General features: G+C 66.2%; 21 protein-coding genes and 2 tRNA genes. 16 read left to right on the top strand and 7 right to left on the bottom strand.

What is annotated here, in order from left to right; all coding sequences use genetic code 11:
* The first annotated feature begins 1 nt into the window (after nt 1).
* Together fadA and F595_RS0107390 are read left to right on the top strand one after the other, a co-directional pair.
* Nucleotides 2-1,180, top strand: a complete 1,179-nt coding sequence (gene fadA / locus F595_RS0107395; RefSeq protein WP_022956234.1) for an acetyl-CoA C-acyltransferase FadA — start codon at nt 2-4, stop codon at nt 1,178-1,180.
* Between the two features lie 275 nt (nt 1,181-1,455).
* Nucleotides 1,456-2,577, top strand: a complete 1,122-nt coding sequence (locus F595_RS0107390; RefSeq protein ID WP_026913344.1) for a beta-ketoacyl-ACP synthase III — start codon at nt 1,456-1,458, stop codon at nt 2,575-2,577.
* Nucleotides 2,578-2,587: 10 nt separating this feature from the next.
* Here the strand turns inward: F595_RS0107390 and lexA are convergent, their stop codons facing one another.
* Nucleotides 2,588-3,199 carry a transcriptional repressor LexA gene (gene lexA, locus F595_RS0107385; RefSeq protein WP_040568157.1) on the bottom strand — a complete coding sequence of 204 codons (612 nt, stop codon included), beginning with the start codon at nt 3,197-3,199 and terminating at the stop codon, nt 2,588-2,590.
* A gap of 197 nt (nt 3,200-3,396) precedes the next feature.
* Between lexA and F595_RS0107380 the strand changes: the two genes are divergently transcribed.
* The 13 genes from F595_RS0107380 to F595_RS13275 all read left to right on the top strand — a co-directional run bounded on the left by F595_RS0107380 (nt 3,397) and on the right by F595_RS13275 (nt 10,855).
* Nucleotides 3,397-3,840 (top strand): hypothetical protein, encoded by a 444-nt coding sequence (locus tag F595_RS0107380; RefSeq protein WP_022956232.1) that lies wholly within the window; start codon nt 3,397-3,399, stop codon nt 3,838-3,840.
* A gap of 76 nt (nt 3,841-3,916) precedes the next feature.
* Entirely contained in the window at nt 3,917-6,586 is a 2,670-nt protein-coding gene (topA, locus tag F595_RS0107375; RefSeq protein ID WP_022956231.1) for a type I DNA topoisomerase, read from the top strand.
* 7 nt (nt 6,587-6,593) lie between these two features.
* Nucleotides 6,594-7,133 (top strand): DUF6586 family protein, encoded by a 540-nt coding sequence (locus tag F595_RS14205; RefSeq protein ID WP_022956230.1) that lies wholly within the window; start codon nt 6,594-6,596, stop codon nt 7,131-7,133.
* Nucleotides 7,134-7,145: 12 nt separating this feature from the next.
* On the top strand, nt 7,146-7,388 hold the full coding sequence (locus F595_RS13285; protein WP_022956229.1) for a hypothetical protein: 243 nt from the start codon (nt 7,146-7,148) through the stop codon (nt 7,386-7,388).
* On the top strand, nt 7,366-7,908 hold the full coding sequence (locus F595_RS0107360; RefSeq protein ID WP_022956228.1) for a L,D-transpeptidase: 543 nt from the start codon (nt 7,366-7,368) through the stop codon (nt 7,906-7,908). Before F595_RS13285 ends, F595_RS0107360 begins: the two co-directional genes overlap by 23 nt.
* Nucleotides 7,905-8,105, top strand: coding sequence for a hypothetical protein (locus F595_RS13280; RefSeq protein ID WP_022956227.1), 201 nt, complete (start codon nt 7,905-7,907; stop codon nt 8,103-8,105). Before F595_RS0107360 ends, F595_RS13280 begins: the two co-directional genes overlap by 4 nt.
* An 88-nt stretch (nt 8,106-8,193) precedes the next feature.
* A tRNA-Val gene (locus F595_RS0107350) sits at nt 8,194-8,269 on the top strand.
* A gap of 28 nt (nt 8,270-8,297) precedes the next feature.
* Nucleotides 8,298-8,374: transfer RNA gene (locus tag F595_RS0107345), tRNA-Asp, on the top strand.
* Nucleotides 8,375-8,570: 196 nt separating this feature from the next.
* On the top strand, nt 8,571-8,822 hold the full coding sequence (locus tag F595_RS0107340; RefSeq protein WP_022956226.1) for a type II toxin-antitoxin system prevent-host-death family antitoxin: 252 nt from the start codon (nt 8,571-8,573) through the stop codon (nt 8,820-8,822).
* Nucleotides 8,819-9,100, top strand: a complete 282-nt coding sequence (locus tag F595_RS0107335) for a type II toxin-antitoxin system RelE/ParE family toxin (protein WP_022956225.1) — start codon at nt 8,819-8,821, stop codon at nt 9,098-9,100. The genes F595_RS0107340 and F595_RS0107335 overlap by 4 nt, the downstream gene beginning before the upstream one ends.
* A gap of 118 nt (nt 9,101-9,218) precedes the next feature.
* Nucleotides 9,219-9,506, top strand: coding sequence for a hypothetical protein (locus F595_RS0107330; RefSeq protein WP_156873821.1), 288 nt, complete (start codon nt 9,219-9,221; stop codon nt 9,504-9,506).
* 6 nt (nt 9,507-9,512) lie between these two features.
* Nucleotides 9,513-10,565 (top strand): double zinc ribbon domain-containing protein, encoded by a 1,053-nt coding sequence (locus F595_RS0107325; protein ID WP_022956223.1) that lies wholly within the window; start codon nt 9,513-9,515, stop codon nt 10,563-10,565.
* Nucleotides 10,562-10,855 carry an MGMT family protein gene (locus F595_RS13275; RefSeq protein ID WP_022956222.1) on the top strand — a complete coding sequence of 98 codons (294 nt, stop codon included), beginning with the start codon at nt 10,562-10,564 and terminating at the stop codon, nt 10,853-10,855. The genes F595_RS0107325 and F595_RS13275 overlap by 4 nt, the downstream gene beginning before the upstream one ends.
* 17 nt (nt 10,856-10,872) lie before the next feature.
* On the opposite strand, the gene F595_RS13270 is transcribed toward F595_RS13275, so the two are convergent.
* From F595_RS13270 to tusD, 6 genes are read right to left on the bottom strand one after another with little or no spacing between them, the layout of a single operon-like run.
* Nucleotides 10,873-11,808: a DUF1853 family protein gene (locus tag F595_RS13270; RefSeq protein ID WP_022956221.1), complete on the bottom strand. Its 936-nt coding sequence runs from the start codon at nt 11,806-11,808 to the stop codon at nt 10,873-10,875.
* Entirely contained in the window at nt 11,792-12,823 is a 1,032-nt protein-coding gene (locus F595_RS0107310) for a glycosyl transferase family protein (RefSeq protein ID WP_040568365.1), read from the bottom strand. The genes F595_RS13270 and F595_RS0107310 overlap by 17 nt, the downstream gene beginning before the upstream one ends.
* A 24-nt stretch (nt 12,824-12,847) precedes the next feature.
* Nucleotides 12,848-13,270, bottom strand: a complete 423-nt coding sequence (locus F595_RS0107305) for a TusE/DsrC/DsvC family sulfur relay protein (protein ID WP_022956219.1) — start codon at nt 13,268-13,270, stop codon at nt 12,848-12,850.
* Nucleotides 13,267-13,560, bottom strand: coding sequence for a DsrH/TusB family sulfur metabolism protein (locus tag F595_RS0107300; protein WP_022956218.1), 294 nt, complete (start codon nt 13,558-13,560; stop codon nt 13,267-13,269). The genes F595_RS0107305 and F595_RS0107300 overlap by 4 nt, the downstream gene beginning before the upstream one ends.
* Nucleotides 13,557-13,913 carry a sulfurtransferase complex subunit TusC gene (gene tusC, locus F595_RS0107295; RefSeq protein ID WP_022956217.1) on the bottom strand — a complete coding sequence of 119 codons (357 nt, stop codon included), beginning with the start codon at nt 13,911-13,913 and terminating at the stop codon, nt 13,557-13,559. Before tusC ends, F595_RS0107300 begins: the two co-directional genes overlap by 4 nt.
* 15 nt (nt 13,914-13,928) lie before the next feature.
* Nucleotides 13,929-14,318 (bottom strand): sulfurtransferase complex subunit TusD, encoded by a 390-nt coding sequence (gene tusD, locus F595_RS0107290; protein ID WP_022956216.1) that lies wholly within the window; start codon nt 14,316-14,318, stop codon nt 13,929-13,931.
* A gap of 181 nt (nt 14,319-14,499) precedes the next feature.
* Between tusD and F595_RS0107285 the strand changes: the two genes are divergently transcribed.
* The gene (locus tag F595_RS0107285; protein ID WP_022956215.1) at nt 14,500-16,065 is read left to right on the top strand and encodes a helicase HerA-like domain-containing protein; all 1,566 of its coding nucleotides are present in this window, start codon (nt 14,500-14,502) and stop codon (nt 16,063-16,065) included.
* Nucleotides 16,066-16,085 lie beyond the last annotated feature (20 nt).

Below are 16,085 nucleotides of genomic sequence, written 5' to 3'. Positions count from 1 at the left end.
CATGACTACTTTGAATCCGCGTGATGTCGTGATCGTCGATGGCGTGCGCAGCGCCATGGGCCGCAGCAAGAACGGCATGTTCCGCAACGTGCGCGCCGACTCCCTCTCCGCCGAGCTGGTGAAGGCGCTGTTTGCCCGCAACCCGAATGCCAACCCCGAGGAAGTCGAGGACGTGATCTGGGGCTGCGTCAACCAGACCCTGGAACAGGGCATGAACATCGCCCGCAACATCGCCATGCTCGCCGAGCTGCCGCGCACCGTGCCGGGCCAGACCGTGAACCGCCTGTGCGGCTCCTCGATGCAGTCCCTGCACACGGCCGCCGCCCAGATCATGACCGGCCAGGGTGATGTCTTCGTCATCGGTGGCGTCGAGCACATGGGCCACGTCGGCATGATGCACGGCATCGACCTCAACCCGGCCGCGTCCAAGTACTACGCCAAGGCCTCGAACATGATGGGTCTGACTGCCGAAATGCTCGGCATGATGAATGGCATCAGCCGCGAGATGCAGGACCAGATGGGTCTGCGTTCGCACCAGAAGGCCTGGGACGCCACGGTCAACGGTCGTTTCAGGAACGAGATCATCGGTATCGAAGGCCATGACGCCAACGGTTTCCGTCAGCTCTGTGACATCGACGAAGTGATCCGCCAGGACGCCTCGCTGGAACAGCTGGCCTCGCTGAAGCCGGCCTTCAATCCCAAGGGCGGCACCGTCACCGCCGGCACCTCCTCGGCACTGTCCGACGGAGCCTCCGCGATGCTGATCATGAGCGCCGAACGTGCCCAGGCCCTGGGCCTGAAGCCGCGCGCCAAGATCCGCTCCATGGCCGTGGCCGGCTGCGAAGCCGCCATCATGGGCTGGGGCCCGGTGCCTGCCACCCAGAAGGCGCTCAAGCGTGCCGGCCTGAGCATTGACGACATCCAGACCGTCGAGCTCAACGAAGCCTTTGCCGCCCAAGGCCTGGCCGTGCTCAAGGGCCTCAACCTGCTCGACCAGATCGACCAGAAGGTGAACCACAACGGCGGCGCCATCGCCCTCGGTCACCCGCTGGGCTGCTCCGGTGCTCGCATCACCACCACGCTGCTGAACGTGATGGAACAGAAGGACACCCAGCTCGGTCTCGCCACTATGTGCATCGGTCTCGGCCAGGGCATCGCCACCGTCATCGAGCGCATCTGAGCGCCGGCGTCCGCCTGCGGACGCCACACCAGATTCGTGCAGCGGACGGCGATCCCGTCCCGCGCGTCCTGCCAGAGGCCACGCCATCCGCGTGGCCTTTGTCTTTCCTGGAGCCCCACTTCCCGGGCCCTGTCACTGCAGCGCACGAATCAGCCATCGTGCCCGACAGAAACGCCCGGGCGGGCCATGCCCGGGACGTGCCTCTACTACCATCGCCCAATTCCTGAGCAGCCACGGGCTGCGGATCATCGGCATCCATGGTGGAGGAGAGTGGCATGACGGCAGTGGTCATCAGCGGCACCGGGCTTTCGGTACCCCAGGCGGTCATCGACAACGATGCGCTGGTGGCCGCCTTCAATGCGGCGACGGATGCCTGGAACCGTGAACACGCAGCCGACATCGGCGCTGCCCGCCTGTCGCCGCGCCTCCGTTCCGATGCCGACTTCATCAGCCGGGCGTCCGGCATCCAGCGTCGCCATGTGGTTTCCGCCGACGGTCTGCTCGATCCGCAGCGCCTGGTGCCCCGCGTTGCGGCACGGCCCGACGAGGCCCTGTCGGTGCAGGCGGAAATGGCGGTGGAAGCGGCGCGTGCGGCGCTGGCGCAGGCTGGTGTCGAGGCTGCCGATGTTGATCTGGTCATTGTCTCGACCTCGGCGCTGCAACGCGCCTACCCGGCCGTCGCCATCGAGGTCCAGGGCGAGCTGGGCTGCACCGGCTATGCCTATGACATGAATGTGGCCTGCTCCTCGGCCACTTTCGCGCTGCAGAACGGGGTCGATGCCATACGCTCCGGCATGGCCACCCGCGTGCTGGTGCTGTGTCCGGAGATTCCCTCCGGCTATCTGGCCTGGGACGACCGTGACTGCCATTTCATCTTCGGCGATGTTGCCACGGCCGTGCTGCTTGAGCCGGCTGACCTGGCTACCTCGCCGGTCCAGTACGAGGTGCTGGGCGCACGCCTGAAAACCCGATTCTCCAATGCCATCCGCAACAATTTCGGCTTTCTCAATCGTTGCGAAGACACTCCGCCGGATGCTCGCGACAAGCTCTTCCGCCAGGAGGGACGCAAGGTGTTCAAGGAGGTCTGCGGCATGGTCGCCGAGCTGATCCGCGACCAGCTCACGTCATTGGACGTGGCACCTGAACGCATGTCGCGCCTGTGGTTGCATCAGGCCAACATCAACATGAACGACTACATTGCCCGTCATGTGCTGGGCAAGGGGCATGACCCGACCAAGGCACCGCTGATTCTGGCCGAGTACGGCAATACGGCCTCGGCGGGCTCCATCATTGCCTTTCATCATCACCGCGATGACCTGGCACCCGGTGATCTCGGGCTGATCTGCTCATTCGGTGCCGGCTACTCGATCGGCTCGGTGTTGGTACGCCGCGTCTGACGGGCAGGGCTCAGGTCATGAAGCTGTCGCGAATCAGTCCCACGAACACCCCTTCGATCACCACCTTGTCCGGCGAGATGATCTGCGGCTCGAAGGTCGGATTGGCCGGCACCAGCTTGACCATCTTCTTCTCGTAATCGAGGTATTTCACCGTCACCTCGTTGTCGATGCGCGCGATGACGATCTGGCCAGCCCGTGCGATGCTGGTCTTGCTGACCGCGATCAGGTCGCCGTCGAGAATGCCGGCATCCTTCATGGACTCGCCGCGCACCCGCAACAGATAGGTCGGACGCTTGCTGAACAGCCCGCGTGGCACCGGCAGGCTCTGGTCATGATTCTCCACGGCTTCCAGCGGCAGGCCGGCGGCGACCGAGCCGATCACCGGAATCAGGTCGGTGTCTTCCTCATCATCGACCAGCAGCTGGATGCCGCGTGACACGTCGGCATGCAGCTTGATGTAGCCCTTGTGCTCAAGAGCGCGCAGATGGTCGACAGCAGCCGTCTTGGAGCGGAAACCGAACTTGAGCGCGACTTCGGCCCGGGTTGGTGCCATGCCGGTGTCAGCCACGGATTCTCGGATGAAGTCCAGGATCTCGGCCTGGCGGGTCGTCAGTGCCTGCATGAGGACACTCCTTGGGATGAACATGTCCTGACCATAGCGCATGGCTGTTTTTATGTACAGTGCTGTCCTTGCGATCAGTTCGCCATTGGTCGGAGCGATTGCGCAGCCGGTCCGGCGCTATCGGGGCGGGCCGGTCTGCTAGACTGGAGCCCTGCGCTTGCCACGTCGGCCAGCCTCCCGTTCCTGCAAGGAAGTTCATGTCCACCTTCGTCATCGTGCTGGTGCTGGTTCTCGGCGTCATCATCGGCAATCTGCTCTGGCTGCGTCCGAGTCCCCGCGAGCGCGCGCTTGAGGCGCAACGCCAGCAGGCCAAGCAGGCCGGCTTCAGCGTCGCCCTGCGCCATGCCCCGGAGTGGCTGCAGCTGCCGATCGGTGAGCGCATGGTCGGGCACTACCAGATCATCCTGCCCATGGCCACGGCGCGTCTCGGACGCTGGCGCTGGCATGGCGGTCTCGGCAACTGGCAGCCGGTCGGCAAGCCCGAGGCCTGGCTCGCGCCCATGCCGTGGCCGACCCCGGCACCGGCTGGCTGGCTGGGCGTGGAGGCATCGATAAATGGCGCCACCGTGTACTGGCGCGAGGACGGCAATCCGGCCTCGGTACCCGCCATGTTGGCCATCCTTCGCGAGCTGCCGGCTTGACCGGGACGTAACACCCCCTTATATATGCCGCTCTTCAGTGGCAGCCGCCGCTTCTCCGCAAGGAATTCCCGACACCATGGGCAGATCTCTGGTCATCGTTGAGTCACCGGCCAAGGCCAAGACGATCAACAAGTACCTCGGCAAGGACTTCATCGTGAAGTCCAGCGTCGGTCACGTGCGTGACCTGCCTGTCAGTGGCGGCGCCGCCAGCGATCCGGCCGAACGTGCCAAGGCCGCTGCCGAGACCCGCAAGCTCAGTCCTGAACAGAAGGCCGCGCAGAAGGAAGGCAAGCAGCGCGCCGCGCTCGTGGCGCGCATGGGTGTCGATCCGGAAAAGCACTGGAAGGCGCGCTACGAAGTGCTGCCCGGAAAGGAAAAGGTGGTCAGCGAGCTCAAGGCCCTGGCGAAGACGGCGGACACCATCTATCTCGCCACCGACTTGGACCGCGAAGGGGAGGCCATCGCCTGGCATCTGCGCGAGGTCATCGGTGGCGATGACAGCCGCTACAAGCGCGTGGTGTTCAACGAGATCACCAAGACCGCCATCACCGAAGCCTTCAAGGAACCGGGCGAGCTCAACATCGACCGTGTCAATGCCCAGCAGGCGCGTCGCTTTCTCGATCGCGTGGTTGGCTACATGGTGTCGCCGCTGCTCTGGGAAAAGATCGCCCGCGGCCTGTCCGCCGGACGCGTGCAGTCGGTGGCCGTGCGTCTCGTCGTCGAACGCGAGCGCGAGATCCGTGCCTTCGTGCCGGAAGAATTCTGGGAGATCTGGGCCGACACCCTGACCCCCGGCCAGGCTGCCCTGCGCCTTGAGGTAGCTCGGCAGGGCGGTGACGCCTTCAAGCCGGTGAGCCAGCAGCAGGCCATGGCCGCTGTCGCGCTGCTGCAGAAGGCCGCCTACACGGTCAGCAAGCGCGAGGACAAGCCGACGCGCAGCAAGCCGTCAGCACCGTTCATCACCTCGACCCTGCAGCAGGCCGCCAGCACCCGTCTCGGCTTCTCGGTGAAGAAGACCATGACGCTGGCGCAGCGCCTGTACGAAGCCGGCCACATCACCTACATGCGTACCGACTCCACCAACCTCAGCCAGGATGCCCTGGACGCGGTGCGCGGCTTCATCGGCAAGCAGTTCGGTGGCAGGTATCTGCCGGCCAAGCCGATTTCCTACAGCAGCAAGGAAGGCGCGCAGGAGGCCCACGAAGCCATCCGTCCCTCCGACGTGAACGCCCGTCCGGGCACGGTCGACGGCCTCGAGAAGGATGCCGAGCGTCTCTACGAGCTGATCTGGCGCCAGTTCGTGGCCTGCCAGATGAACGATGCCGAGTACACCAGCACCAGCCTGACCGTGGCCGCCGGGGATTTCGAGCTGCGCACGCGCGGCCGCATCCTGCGCTTCGACGGTTTCACCCGGGTCATGAGCGCCATCAGCAAGGACAAGGAAGACGTCGTGCTGCCTGATGTCGCGGTGGGCGAGAAGCTGGCCTTGCAGGCGCTGGACCCGAAGCAGCACTTCACCAAGCCGGTGGCCCGCTTCACCGAAGCCAGCCTGGTGCGCGAGCTGGAAAAGCGCGGCATCGGTCGTCCCTCGACCTACGCGGCCATCATCTCGACCATCCAGGAGCGCGGCTACGTGCGCCTGGAGAATCGCCGCTTCTATGCCGAGAAAATGGGCGACATCGTCACCGACCGCCTCAGCGAGAACTTCAGCAACCTCATGGATTACGCCTTCACCGCCGACCTCGAAGCCCAGCTCGACAAGGTCGCGGAAGGTTCGGAAGACTGGAAGGCGGTGCTCGACCGCTTCTACGAGGACTTCAAGCGCAAGCTCGACAAGGCCGGTCAGGACGAGGACGGCATGCGCCGCAACCAGCCGGTACAGACCGATCTGCCCTGCCAGCAGTGCGGTCGTCCCCTGCAGATCCGCACCGCATCCACCGGTGTCTTCCTGGGGTGCTCGGGCTACGCGCTGCCGCCCAAGGAGCGCTGCAAGTTCACCCTCAACCTGGTGCGTGGCGACGAGGCGGTTGCCATTTCCGCGGACACGGCGGATCAGGAAGACGAAGCCGAGACCCTGCAGCTGCGCGCCAAGCACCGCTGCCGGCTCTGCGGCACGGCGATGGAAAGCTACCTGATTGACGCACAGCGCAAGCTGCATGTCTGCGGCAACAACCCGGACTGCGCCGGTTACGAGGTGGAGGAGGGCAGCTATCGCCTCAAGGGCTATGACGGCCCGTTGATCGAGTGCGACAAGTGCGGCGCCGACATGCAGCTCAAGACCGGTCGCTTCGGCAAGTATTTCGGCTGCACCAGCAGCAGCTGCGGCAACACCCGCAAGCTGCTGCGCAACGGCGAAGCGGCGCCACCCAAGGCCGAGCCCATCAGCATGCCCATGCTGCGCTGCGCCAAGGTCGACGACCACTTCCTGCTGCGTGACGGCGCCAGCGGTCTCTTCCTCGCCGCCAGCAAGTTCCCCAAGAACCGCGAGACCCGCGCACCGCTGATCGAGGAGCTCAAGCTGGTGGGTGACCAGCTCGATCCCAAGCACCATTATCTGCTGGATGCCCCGACCCGTGACCCCGAGGGGCGCCCCTACGTGCTGCGCTTCAGTCGCAAGACCCGCGAGCAGTACGTCATGACCGAGGACGAGAACGGCAAGGCCACCGGCTGGCAGGCCTTCTGTGATGGCGGTCGCTGGACCGTGACCGCGCCCAAGCCTGGCAAGGCCGCCAAGGGCGACGAGTGAGGTCATCATGAGCAAGGAACGCAACATCCATCCGGCGCGCACCAACCAGAAGATCTATTTCGCGCGCCTGCAGCTGGAGCAGCTGCAGGCAGCACTCGCCGACAGCAGCGCCTTTGACAGCGAGCCGCGCGCACTGAGCTGCCGCGAAGCCGCGATCTGGCATCTGCACTCGGCACTGGGCGCCTTCATGCAGGAGCTGTCGCGCTTCTACAAGGTGCAGCCGGCGGTGAGCACCCCGGAAGCCCTGGCCGCTGCCATGGCCCAGCGTGGCCAGGTCTCGCCGGAGGCGGAAATCCTCCTGCAACTGGCCGAACAGCCCGGGTCATGGCTGGCGCAGCTGCGCCAGCGCATGGCGGCCTGCTATCTGCCCGTGGCGCTGACCGACATTGCCATCGACGAAGACTCGCCGTCACGCATGGCCATTCCGGTGTTCAACACCAGCGAGGATGCTCCCCTCAGCGCGTCTGACCTTGACGGTCTCCACCATGTCCAGCAGGCCCTGACCCAGGCCATCCGCGATTTTCGCGCCGAGCTGGTCGAATTCTGACGCAGGACCTTCATGACTGATTTTGCTTTTCTCGAGCTGACCGAGACCGACGACGGCGAGGTCTGTCTGCGTCGCAGCGGCGATGCACCCGACAGCGAGCCGCTGGTGAGCGTGCGCTTCTCGCCCGAGGCACGCCTGCTGCTGGGCAGCCGTACCAGCGACATCGCCCGCGCCATGGTCGGTGCCGGCGTGCAGATGGCCACTCACCAGCTCGCCCATCCCGACGAAGACCATGAGCCGCGACTCCTGCACTGAGGAGCGTCCGCTGCCATCCGGGCGCTGGCTGCATGTCGACATTGCCAGCCAGCGCCTCAGCCTGCGCGATGGCGACCGCACCTTGCTGACCCTGCCGGTGTCCACCGCCCGCAAGGGCGCGGGCGAGCGCAGCGGCAGCGAATGCACGCCACGTGGCTGGCACCATGTCCGAGCCCGCATCGGCGACGGCCTGCCCGAAGGTGCCGTGCTGCGCGGGCGCCGCCCGACCGGCGAAGTCTGGACGCCCGAGCTGCACGCCCGCTTCCCCGGTCGCGACTGGATACTCAGCCGCATTCTCTGGCTCTCCGGCGACGAATCCGGACGCAATCGCGGCTGGCTGCCGGATGGCACCCTGGTCGACACCCTGCATCGCTACATCTATCTGCATGGCACGCCGGACAGCGAGCCCATGGGCCTGCCGCTGTCGCATGGCTGCATCCGCCTGCGCAATCGCGACCTCATCGCCCTGTTCGACCAGGTGCCGCTGAACACCCCCGTGCTGATCGAGGAGCAGGCATGATCGGCAATGCCTGGCCAGTCGATGACACCGGCTACAGCGTGCTGGAGTGGGGCGAGCTGGATCGTCAGACCTTCAGCCTGCGCATCACCGCCTGGGTGGTGGTGGAGCCTCAGGGACAGCAGTGGGACAGGCACTACGCCAGCCGCGCACAGGCGGAACAGGCTGTGCGCGAGCACCTCGCCGGCTCGCATGGCTAGAAAAGCGGCAGTCAGTGAAAAAGCCTGAAATTTCCTTTTGACAGCCTGAAACTTCCCCCTATAATGCGCCCCACACAGCGACTGCAGCGGGTGTTTAGCTCAGCTGGGAGAGCAGCTCCCTTACAAGGAGCGGGTCGGCGGTTCGATCCCGTCAACACCCACCACGCTCTTGGGTCATTGTGTAACCGACGCGCAGCGGTAGTTCAGTCGGTTAGAATACCGGCCTGTCACGCCGGGGGTCGCGGGTTCGAGTCCCGTCCGCTGCGCCATATGACAGTTTCCATATGCCCAGGCATGATCGGAAACACCCCAGAAAGCCCGCCCTGTGCGGGTTTTCTGCTTTTTGGGGCTCATTGCCTGTGCATACGGATACACGACGGTACCTTGGTTGTTTTGGGGTACGTTTAGGGGTACTTTTGTCAGCATGAACAATCGTGCTGCTAATCGTGCTTGATGAGGTGTGCCATGCACATGATCACTGCCAATGACCTCAAGGTAAAAGGCGTTCCGGTACTAGATGAAGCCCTGAGCGCTCATCGCGAGGCCATCATCACGGTACGTGGCCAGGCGCGTTACGTGGTGCTATCCATGGAGACATACGACCGTCTGCGAGAGCTGGAGCTGGATGCAGCGCTGGCTGAGGCCAAGGCGGATCTCGCTGCGGGTCGCGTGCATCGCGACAGTGTCGATGAGCATATTGCGCGCATCAGCACATGAGCCGCTACTGCATCGTTTATACCGATGTCTACAACCGCCGCGCCGCCAGATTCCTCAAGCGTCACCCGACCCTGATCTCGCAATACCGCAAGGCCATGAGTCTGCTTGAGCTGGATCCCTTTCATCCGTCCCTGCGTCTGCACAAGCTGGAAGGGCGCATGAGTCAGCTGCACTCGATATCCATCAACCTCAGCTACCGTGTCGTCATTCATTTCCTGATTGCTGATGACGAGATTGTCCCGGTCGATATCGGGGATCATGACCGCGTCTATCGTTGATCTGACCGGCGTTCGCCAAATGTCCGCAGCTGTGCTAAAAATGAACAGTCACGGTTCGTCACGAAGATGGCCGGCCCCTGCCGGTCACCCGCGAACACTCAAGGATGAGGGCGCTGACATGAAAAAAGTCATGGTCTATACCGGCGATGCCGTCGCCACCCCGCGTGCCCGGGCCTTCTGCAGGTTCGGCGAGCGCAAGAATCTCGTGGTCATGCTGGCCCAGTATGACAATCGCACCGACTTCACCGATGCCACCACCGCCGCCATGGAAGAAGGCTGGGAGTCGGTGGTCATTGATCACGTCGAAACCGTCACGCCGGCCAAGCTGTCGATCAGTCGTGACCTGATGTCAGCCTATGAGCGCGCCTTGCAGCAGGGGCGGGCCGTGGTTGCCCTGGAGCGCTGAACCTGCATGAGCCGAGCCCTGCGCTGGTCTGAAACCTGGTTTCGTCGCGGCCTCTGGCTGCTGTCCCTGATCTTCGCCAGCTTCCTCATCGGGCTTGGCGGCCTGATTGTCGGTGACCTGCCGCAAACCCATCCGGCACCCGCCTTTGACAGCTTCCTGGCTCAGCCCGAGGCCGGTCAGCTGCAGCAGCGCCTGAAATCCGTCGAGCGTGAAATCACGGATCTCGAGGAGGCCCTGGCCCGTGATCGTCTGCTCTTGGAGGCGGCACGCAACCAGACCGCCGCTGCCCGTGACAACCTGTCCGCCTGGCTGCAGACCCGCCAGACCACGTCCACCGCGACCCGCGACCCCGATCTGCTGACGCGTACCCGTGATCTTGAAGCGCTGAAGCGCAGCGAGCGTGACTGGGAGCAGCGTGTCGAACAGCAGCAGCAGGGCGTGCTTGCCATCAACCAGCGTCGCTCGCAGGATCAGCGACGACTGCAGGTCCTGCAGGAGCAGGCGCAGACACGCTGGCAGGAGTCCCAGCGTCGCAACGAGCTGCAGGTCTTCCTGCTGCGTCTGGCGGTGACCCTGCCGCTGCTGGTGATCGCTGGCTGGCTCTATCTGCGCCGACGCCACAGTGCCTACTGGCCCTTTGTCTGGGGCTTCATCTTCTTTGCCGGCTTCGCCTTCTTCGTCGAGCTGGTGCCCTACCTGCCCAGCTACGGCGGCTACGTGCGCTACGGCGTCGGCCTGCTGCTGACCGCCGTGCTCGGGCACTACGCCATCCGTGCCATGCGTCGCTATCTGGAGCAGCAGCAGGCCCAGGAGGCACTGCCGGATGCCCAGCGTCGTCAGCAGCTGGACTACGAGCTTACCCACACCCGTCTTGCCAAGGGCCTGTGTCCCGGCTGCGAGCGAGCCATCCCTCTGCAGGACCCGCAGCGCAACTTCTGCATGCACTGCGGTCTCAAGGTCTTCATGCCCTGCACCCGCTGTGGTGTGCGAATGCCCGCGCTGGCGCGCTTCTGTCCCGGCTGCGGCAGCGTGCCCTCGGCCGATGGCAGCACGGCATGAGCACAGGCCTGCCGACCCCGGCCGAAGAGCGCCTGGCCCGCGTGCTGGCCGTGGTGTGCAGCATTCCTGCCGGCGAGGTCATGAGCTATGGCGAGGTGGCCCGCCAGGCCGGGCTGGGGCAGGGCGCTCGTCTGGTGGCGCGCGTGCTGTGCCGGCTGCCCGACGACACCGAGGTGCCCTGGCACCGTGTCATCAACGCCCGTGGCCGCGTCAGTCTGCCTGTCGACAGCGACGCCGGCCGCGAACAGCGTCGTCGCCTGCTGATCGAGGGCGCGGTCTGTCGCGACTGACGCAATAGCGCAGTGCGTCAGCCCGCGGGCCAGCCCGCCGGCGCCACGAAGCCTCTCGTCACTTCACGCCCGTCGCGGCAGCCGATCACCGCCATCACGGCGCGCTGGCTGCCATCAGACAGTCGGGCGATCAGCTCGGCCGGGCTCATCCATCGCTGATCATCCGGTGCCTCGCCAGCGCTGAGTGGTGTCAGCCAATGCGCCTTGGGCAACAGGGACCAGGCCAGTCCGGTCTCCGCAAAGCGCCTGAGAAAGTCTGCCTGCGTTGCCCACCAGCCGTGCAGGTGATCGCTGGCAGTGCCGTGTGGTTGCCAGCTGGGCAGGTCGGCATCCAGCGGGTAGAACAGGCAACCCTTGACCAGTGCACGCGATGCCGACAACCCGTCGCCGTCAGCACCGGGCAGTCCGGCCAGCACCGCGCGAGCACGCGGGGTTCGTGCCAATGGCAGCTGATGTGTCAGCAGGCGTGCAACCTTGAGATCCAGACGGTCACGCAATCCCGGACCCACCCAGTCACACAGGCGGCCGCCGGGGGCAATCCCGAGAAAGAACTTGACGGCGATTTCCCAGTGCTCAAGCTGGCCGGTGGCCATGCTGCGCACCACGAAGTCGAGTTCGCCCAGCGTGCGCCCGTCCTCCCGGATGGCGACCTGGTGTGCCACCAGCCGGTAGCAGGGGTTGTCCGGCCAGCTCAGCCAGAAGCACAGCAGGCGCTCGACGGCATGACCCAGGCGATGGTCGCGGGCCTCGGCCAGGAAGCCCAGCAGCGCAGCAGGGTCGGCATCCAGGGTGGCCAGCCAGTCCTGGCTGCATGACAGCCAGTGCCGGCAGTCACCCGAGTCAGGCCATCCCGGCTGAGTCAGAAGAGGCGGGCTGCCGATGACCCAGGCCAGGTCACGCACCTCCCGGTGTCGCCAGCGCAGCCAGGGCAGTGGCTCAGATGTGGCGGTCACGCCCTTGCCACCAGGTGCTCGCCAGAGCCAGCGCGTCATCCTGTGACGCGGCACGCTGCAATACCCGCAGCGCCAGCGCCAACGTGCCGATCACGGCCATCTCGCCATAGTCGTGTGTCTGCTCGCCGCGCCACACGGCCAGCAGCACCTCCGGGTCAAACGCTTCCTCGGCCTCATGACGCTGCGGGAACAGGGCTGGCCAGGTCTCCTCGCGGAGCTCGCCATCGACAATCTGCTTGGCCAGGCAGAGCCCGTCCGGGTTGCGCTCGATCTCGCCGCCCTCACCCTTGATCACGCAGCTGTTGCCATAGCCGATCAGGCTGGCGGCCTGCTGGTGCGACTCGCGATAGGCGGGATGGAAGATGGCCTGCAGCACCGCCGGGGCATCCAGCGGGTTGAGCAGGCGTGCCAGCGTGTGCACCGGCGAGCGCAGACCAAGCACGTTGCGCAGCTGGATGATGTCGCCCAGCACCGGGCTCACCCGCGACAGTGGCAGGTAGGCGAAGCCGCTGTCGCGCAGGCTGTGGTCGGCATCGGCCCAGCCCGCGCAGTGGCGCAGGCCCAGTCGCGGCAGCACGGCCTCGGTGTAGAGGCGATTCAGGGTATGGCCGCTGGCCCCATGCATGAACACGCGCACGCCATGGGCCACCAGCAGCTTTACCGCGAGCAGGAACCAGGGGTAGTGCTTGCGCTTGCCGGCATACGACGACCAGTCCAGATCCGGGCAGACCGGTGTCGTGATGCCGGCTGCCGCCAATGCCGCTGCGCGCTCCGCCGCGATGCGGTCACGCGCGGCCAGCACGAAGCCGGCCAGCTCGGCCGGGCTTTCCTCCTTGACGCGCAGCAGCATGAGGAAAGCACCGAGCTGCACCGGCTCGACCTCGCCGGCGAGAATCATGGCCATGGCCGCGCGCGCCTCCTCCAGCGTCAGCGAGCGACTCGAGGTCTTGCCCTTGCCGAGAATGCGGACATAGGGCGCGAACGGATGCTCGGCGGCGAGGTAGCGGTTCTTCATGACCACGGCAAGGGCTCCAGCAGTTCAGAAGCAGTTGGGGGGCTTGGGCAGACCGGCGCACAGCGCCACCCGCCGCATGGGGGTGTCGGGAAACAGCTGCATCAGCGTCATGCTGCTGCCGTGCGGCGGCCCCAGGGTTTCGCCCAGGTATTTCACGAACACCCGGGTCGTGGGCATGCGCTGGTAGCGGGCGTGGAAGTCGCGACAGGCGGCCAGCACGGCCTCGTGCTCTGGGGTCAGCTCCTGGCCCAGGCAGCGCGCGATGCCGTGCGCCAGCGCCGGGCTCCAGTCCGCCAGATCCCGCAGGAAGCCCTCGCTGTCGAACTGCGCCGGCGCGGCCAGCGACGGATCAAGCCGGGCGACATCCCAGAACGGTGTTGCGCCCTGCGCGTCAGTGACACTGGTCTGCCGGGCGGTCGCCGGCGTGTTCACGCCAGTCCCGGTCATGACCAGCTCACGCTGCGCGCATGCGCAACTGCCAGTGCCACCCAGCCGGCCGCATCCACCGTGGCCATGTGTGCTGGCAGACGTGTCGACAGGCCGCGTGCTCGCACGGCCTCGACGCAGGCATGGCAGGGCGATGGCAGGGCGGCATCCGCACGGCAGGCCAGCGTCACCGCCGCGCCGGCCAGCAGCAGGCTGTCACCGGCAGACCACAGGCGGCGCAACGCCGGCAATGCCGACGGGTCATGCAGCACATGCAGGGTGTTCAGAGGGGCATCTCCCGAGGTGCTCACAGTCGGATCACCTGGTCATGGCGGCGCAGCAGGTCGGGCAGGGCCTCGCCAGACAGCGCCTGCACCGGCAGCAGCAGGCTCTCCGGCGACAGGCCGCGCTGCGCCAGTGCATCGGCATCGACATAGAGCTGATCGACCTCGAACAGCGGCAGCGCCTCCAGCTGCGCGCCCAGGGTGCGGCGGCCGAGCACGACCGCCTGCTGGTCCGGCAGCAGCTGCCAGACACCCTCGTCCTGGAACAGCACGCTGACCTGCGCGCCAAAGCTGGCCGCCACCAGCAGAGCATCGAGCAGCTCCTGGGCGCGGGCATCCTGATAAGGGTCGCGGCAGGCGATGTAGAGCAGGCGTTTCATGGCAGGCCGCTCCGTTCAGGCCGGAAAGGTGAGCAGACGGTCGGCCTGCAGCTGGGCATCCGCCAGCTGGCCCAGGCCGCTGATAACGAAGCCGTCGGCAAGGCTGGCTGCCGGGCGCTCCCAGCGCTGCGCGTTGTCGGCATCCAGCACGCCATGGTGCAGGGCGGCCGCCACGCAGACCACCAGGTCGAGACCGTGTGCGCGCTGCAGACGCTGCCACTCGCCGCACAGGTCGGGCTCGTCGCGTCCCGGGGTGACCAAGGCATTACCATGCGCCACGCCAGCGCCGGCAAAGAACACCCGCAGCAGCTCATGCCCGGCGGCAAGCAAGGCCTCGGCAATGCGCAAGGCATCGCGGGCGGCAGTCTGCTCCGGGGCAGCGGTGATCAGCAGGGCAAAGCGCATCTCGTCGACTCGTTCATCGGGGCGGCGGTTCAGGAGGCAAGCATACCGCAAACCCCCTTTGACAAGGGCGCCGGTCTGACGCGTAATCGGCTGCATTGCCTGCGCCGTCTGCTGCGCAGCAGCCGACGCCACCGGCGTCGCACAACAACACTATCCGGCACAGACAACGGGGGAGACTGGCATGGCAGAGGCATCGGTACTGATCGGACAGAGTGGCGAGCCGGAGCCGATGCGCTGCGCGCTTGCCGGACGTTATGCCAACCGTCACGGCCTGGTGGCCGGCGCTACCGGCACCGGCAAGACCATCACCCTGCAGATCCTGGCTGAAGGCTTTTCCGATCTTGGCGTGCCGGTCTTCCTGGCCGACATCAAGGGCGATGTCGCCGGCCTCTCGCAAGCCGGTGACGCCGCCAATCCCAAGCTGCCTGAGCGCGCCCTCAAGACCGGCATGACCGATTTCCGCACCCAGGCCTATCCGGTGGTGTTCTGGGATGTCTTCGGCCGCCAGGGCCACCCGGTGCGTGCCACCATCTCCGACCTCGGCCCGCTGCTGCTGGCGCGCATGCTGGACCTCAACGACACCCAGGAGGGCGTGCTCAACCTGCTCTTCAAGTACGCCGACGACCAGGGCCTGCTGCTGCTTGACCTCAAGGACCTGCGAGCCCTGCTGGCGATGGCGGTTGACAACCCGGCCAGCCTGGGCAGCGATTACGGCGCGGTCAGCAAGGCCACCCTGGGCGTCATACAGCGCGCTCTGCTGACTCTGGAGCAGCAGGGCGCCGAGGCCTTCTTCGGCGAACCGGCCCTGCAGCTGGAGGACTTCATGCAGACCACGCTGGATGGCCGTGGCGTCATCAACGTGCTCGCCGCAGACCAGCTTTTCCAGCAGCCGCGCCTGTACGCCACCTTCCTGCTCTGGCTGCTGTCCGAGCTGTTCGAGGACCTGCCCGAGCGCGGTGATGCCGACCTGCCGAAACTGGTGTTCTTCTTCGACGAGGCGCACCTGCTTTTCAACGACGCGCCCAAGGCGCTGCTCGACAAGATCGAGCAGGTCGTGCGCCTGATCCGCTCCAAGGGCGTCGGCATCTACTTCATCACCCAGAACCCGCTGGACCTGCCCGAGACCATCCTCGGCCAGCTCGGCAACCGCGTGCAGCATGCCCTGCGCGCCTTCACCCCGCGCGACCAGAAAGCCGTCCGTGCCGCCGCCGACACCTTCCGCGCCAAACCCGGGCTGGATGTCGCCACGGCCATCACCGAGCTGGGCGTGGGCGAGGCACTGGTGTCAACGCTGGGCGAGGGCGGGGTGCCGACCCCGGTGGAGCGTGCCAAGGTGCGTCCGCCCCGTTCGCGCATGGGCGCCATCACGCCCGAGGAGCGCCAGACCGTGATGAGCCGCTCGCCGTTCAAGGCCCGCTACGATGCCGCGCTGGACAGGGAGTCGGCCTACGAGCAGTTGCAGGCGCGTGCCGGCCAGCAGGCGCAGGCGGCTGCGGAAGCCGAGCGTCAGAGCGAGGCACGGAGGCTCGCCGAGGCCCAGGCCAAAGAAGCGGAAAAGGCCAGGCTGGCGGCTGAAAAGGCGCAGGCCGCCGCTGACAGGGCGGCGGCGCGCAGACCCGCGCGCGAGCCTGACAGTGTCTGGGAAAGTGCCGCGAAAAGCGCCGCCCGTGCCGCCAGTTCGGAGGTCGGCCGCAAGATCGGCCGCGAGCTGCTCCGCGGTCTGCTGGGGTCGTTGAGCCGGCGCTGACGATTCATGCCATTTTTGTG

The sequence above is a fragment of the Perlucidibaca piscinae DSM 21586 genome (assembly GCF_000420045.1).
In the GTDB taxonomy this organism is placed as follows: Bacteria; Pseudomonadota; Gammaproteobacteria; order Pseudomonadales; family Moraxellaceae; genus Perlucidibaca; species Perlucidibaca piscinae.
Note: the sequence above shows the minus strand (reverse complement) of the source record. Positions and strands in the feature narration are given on the sequence as shown.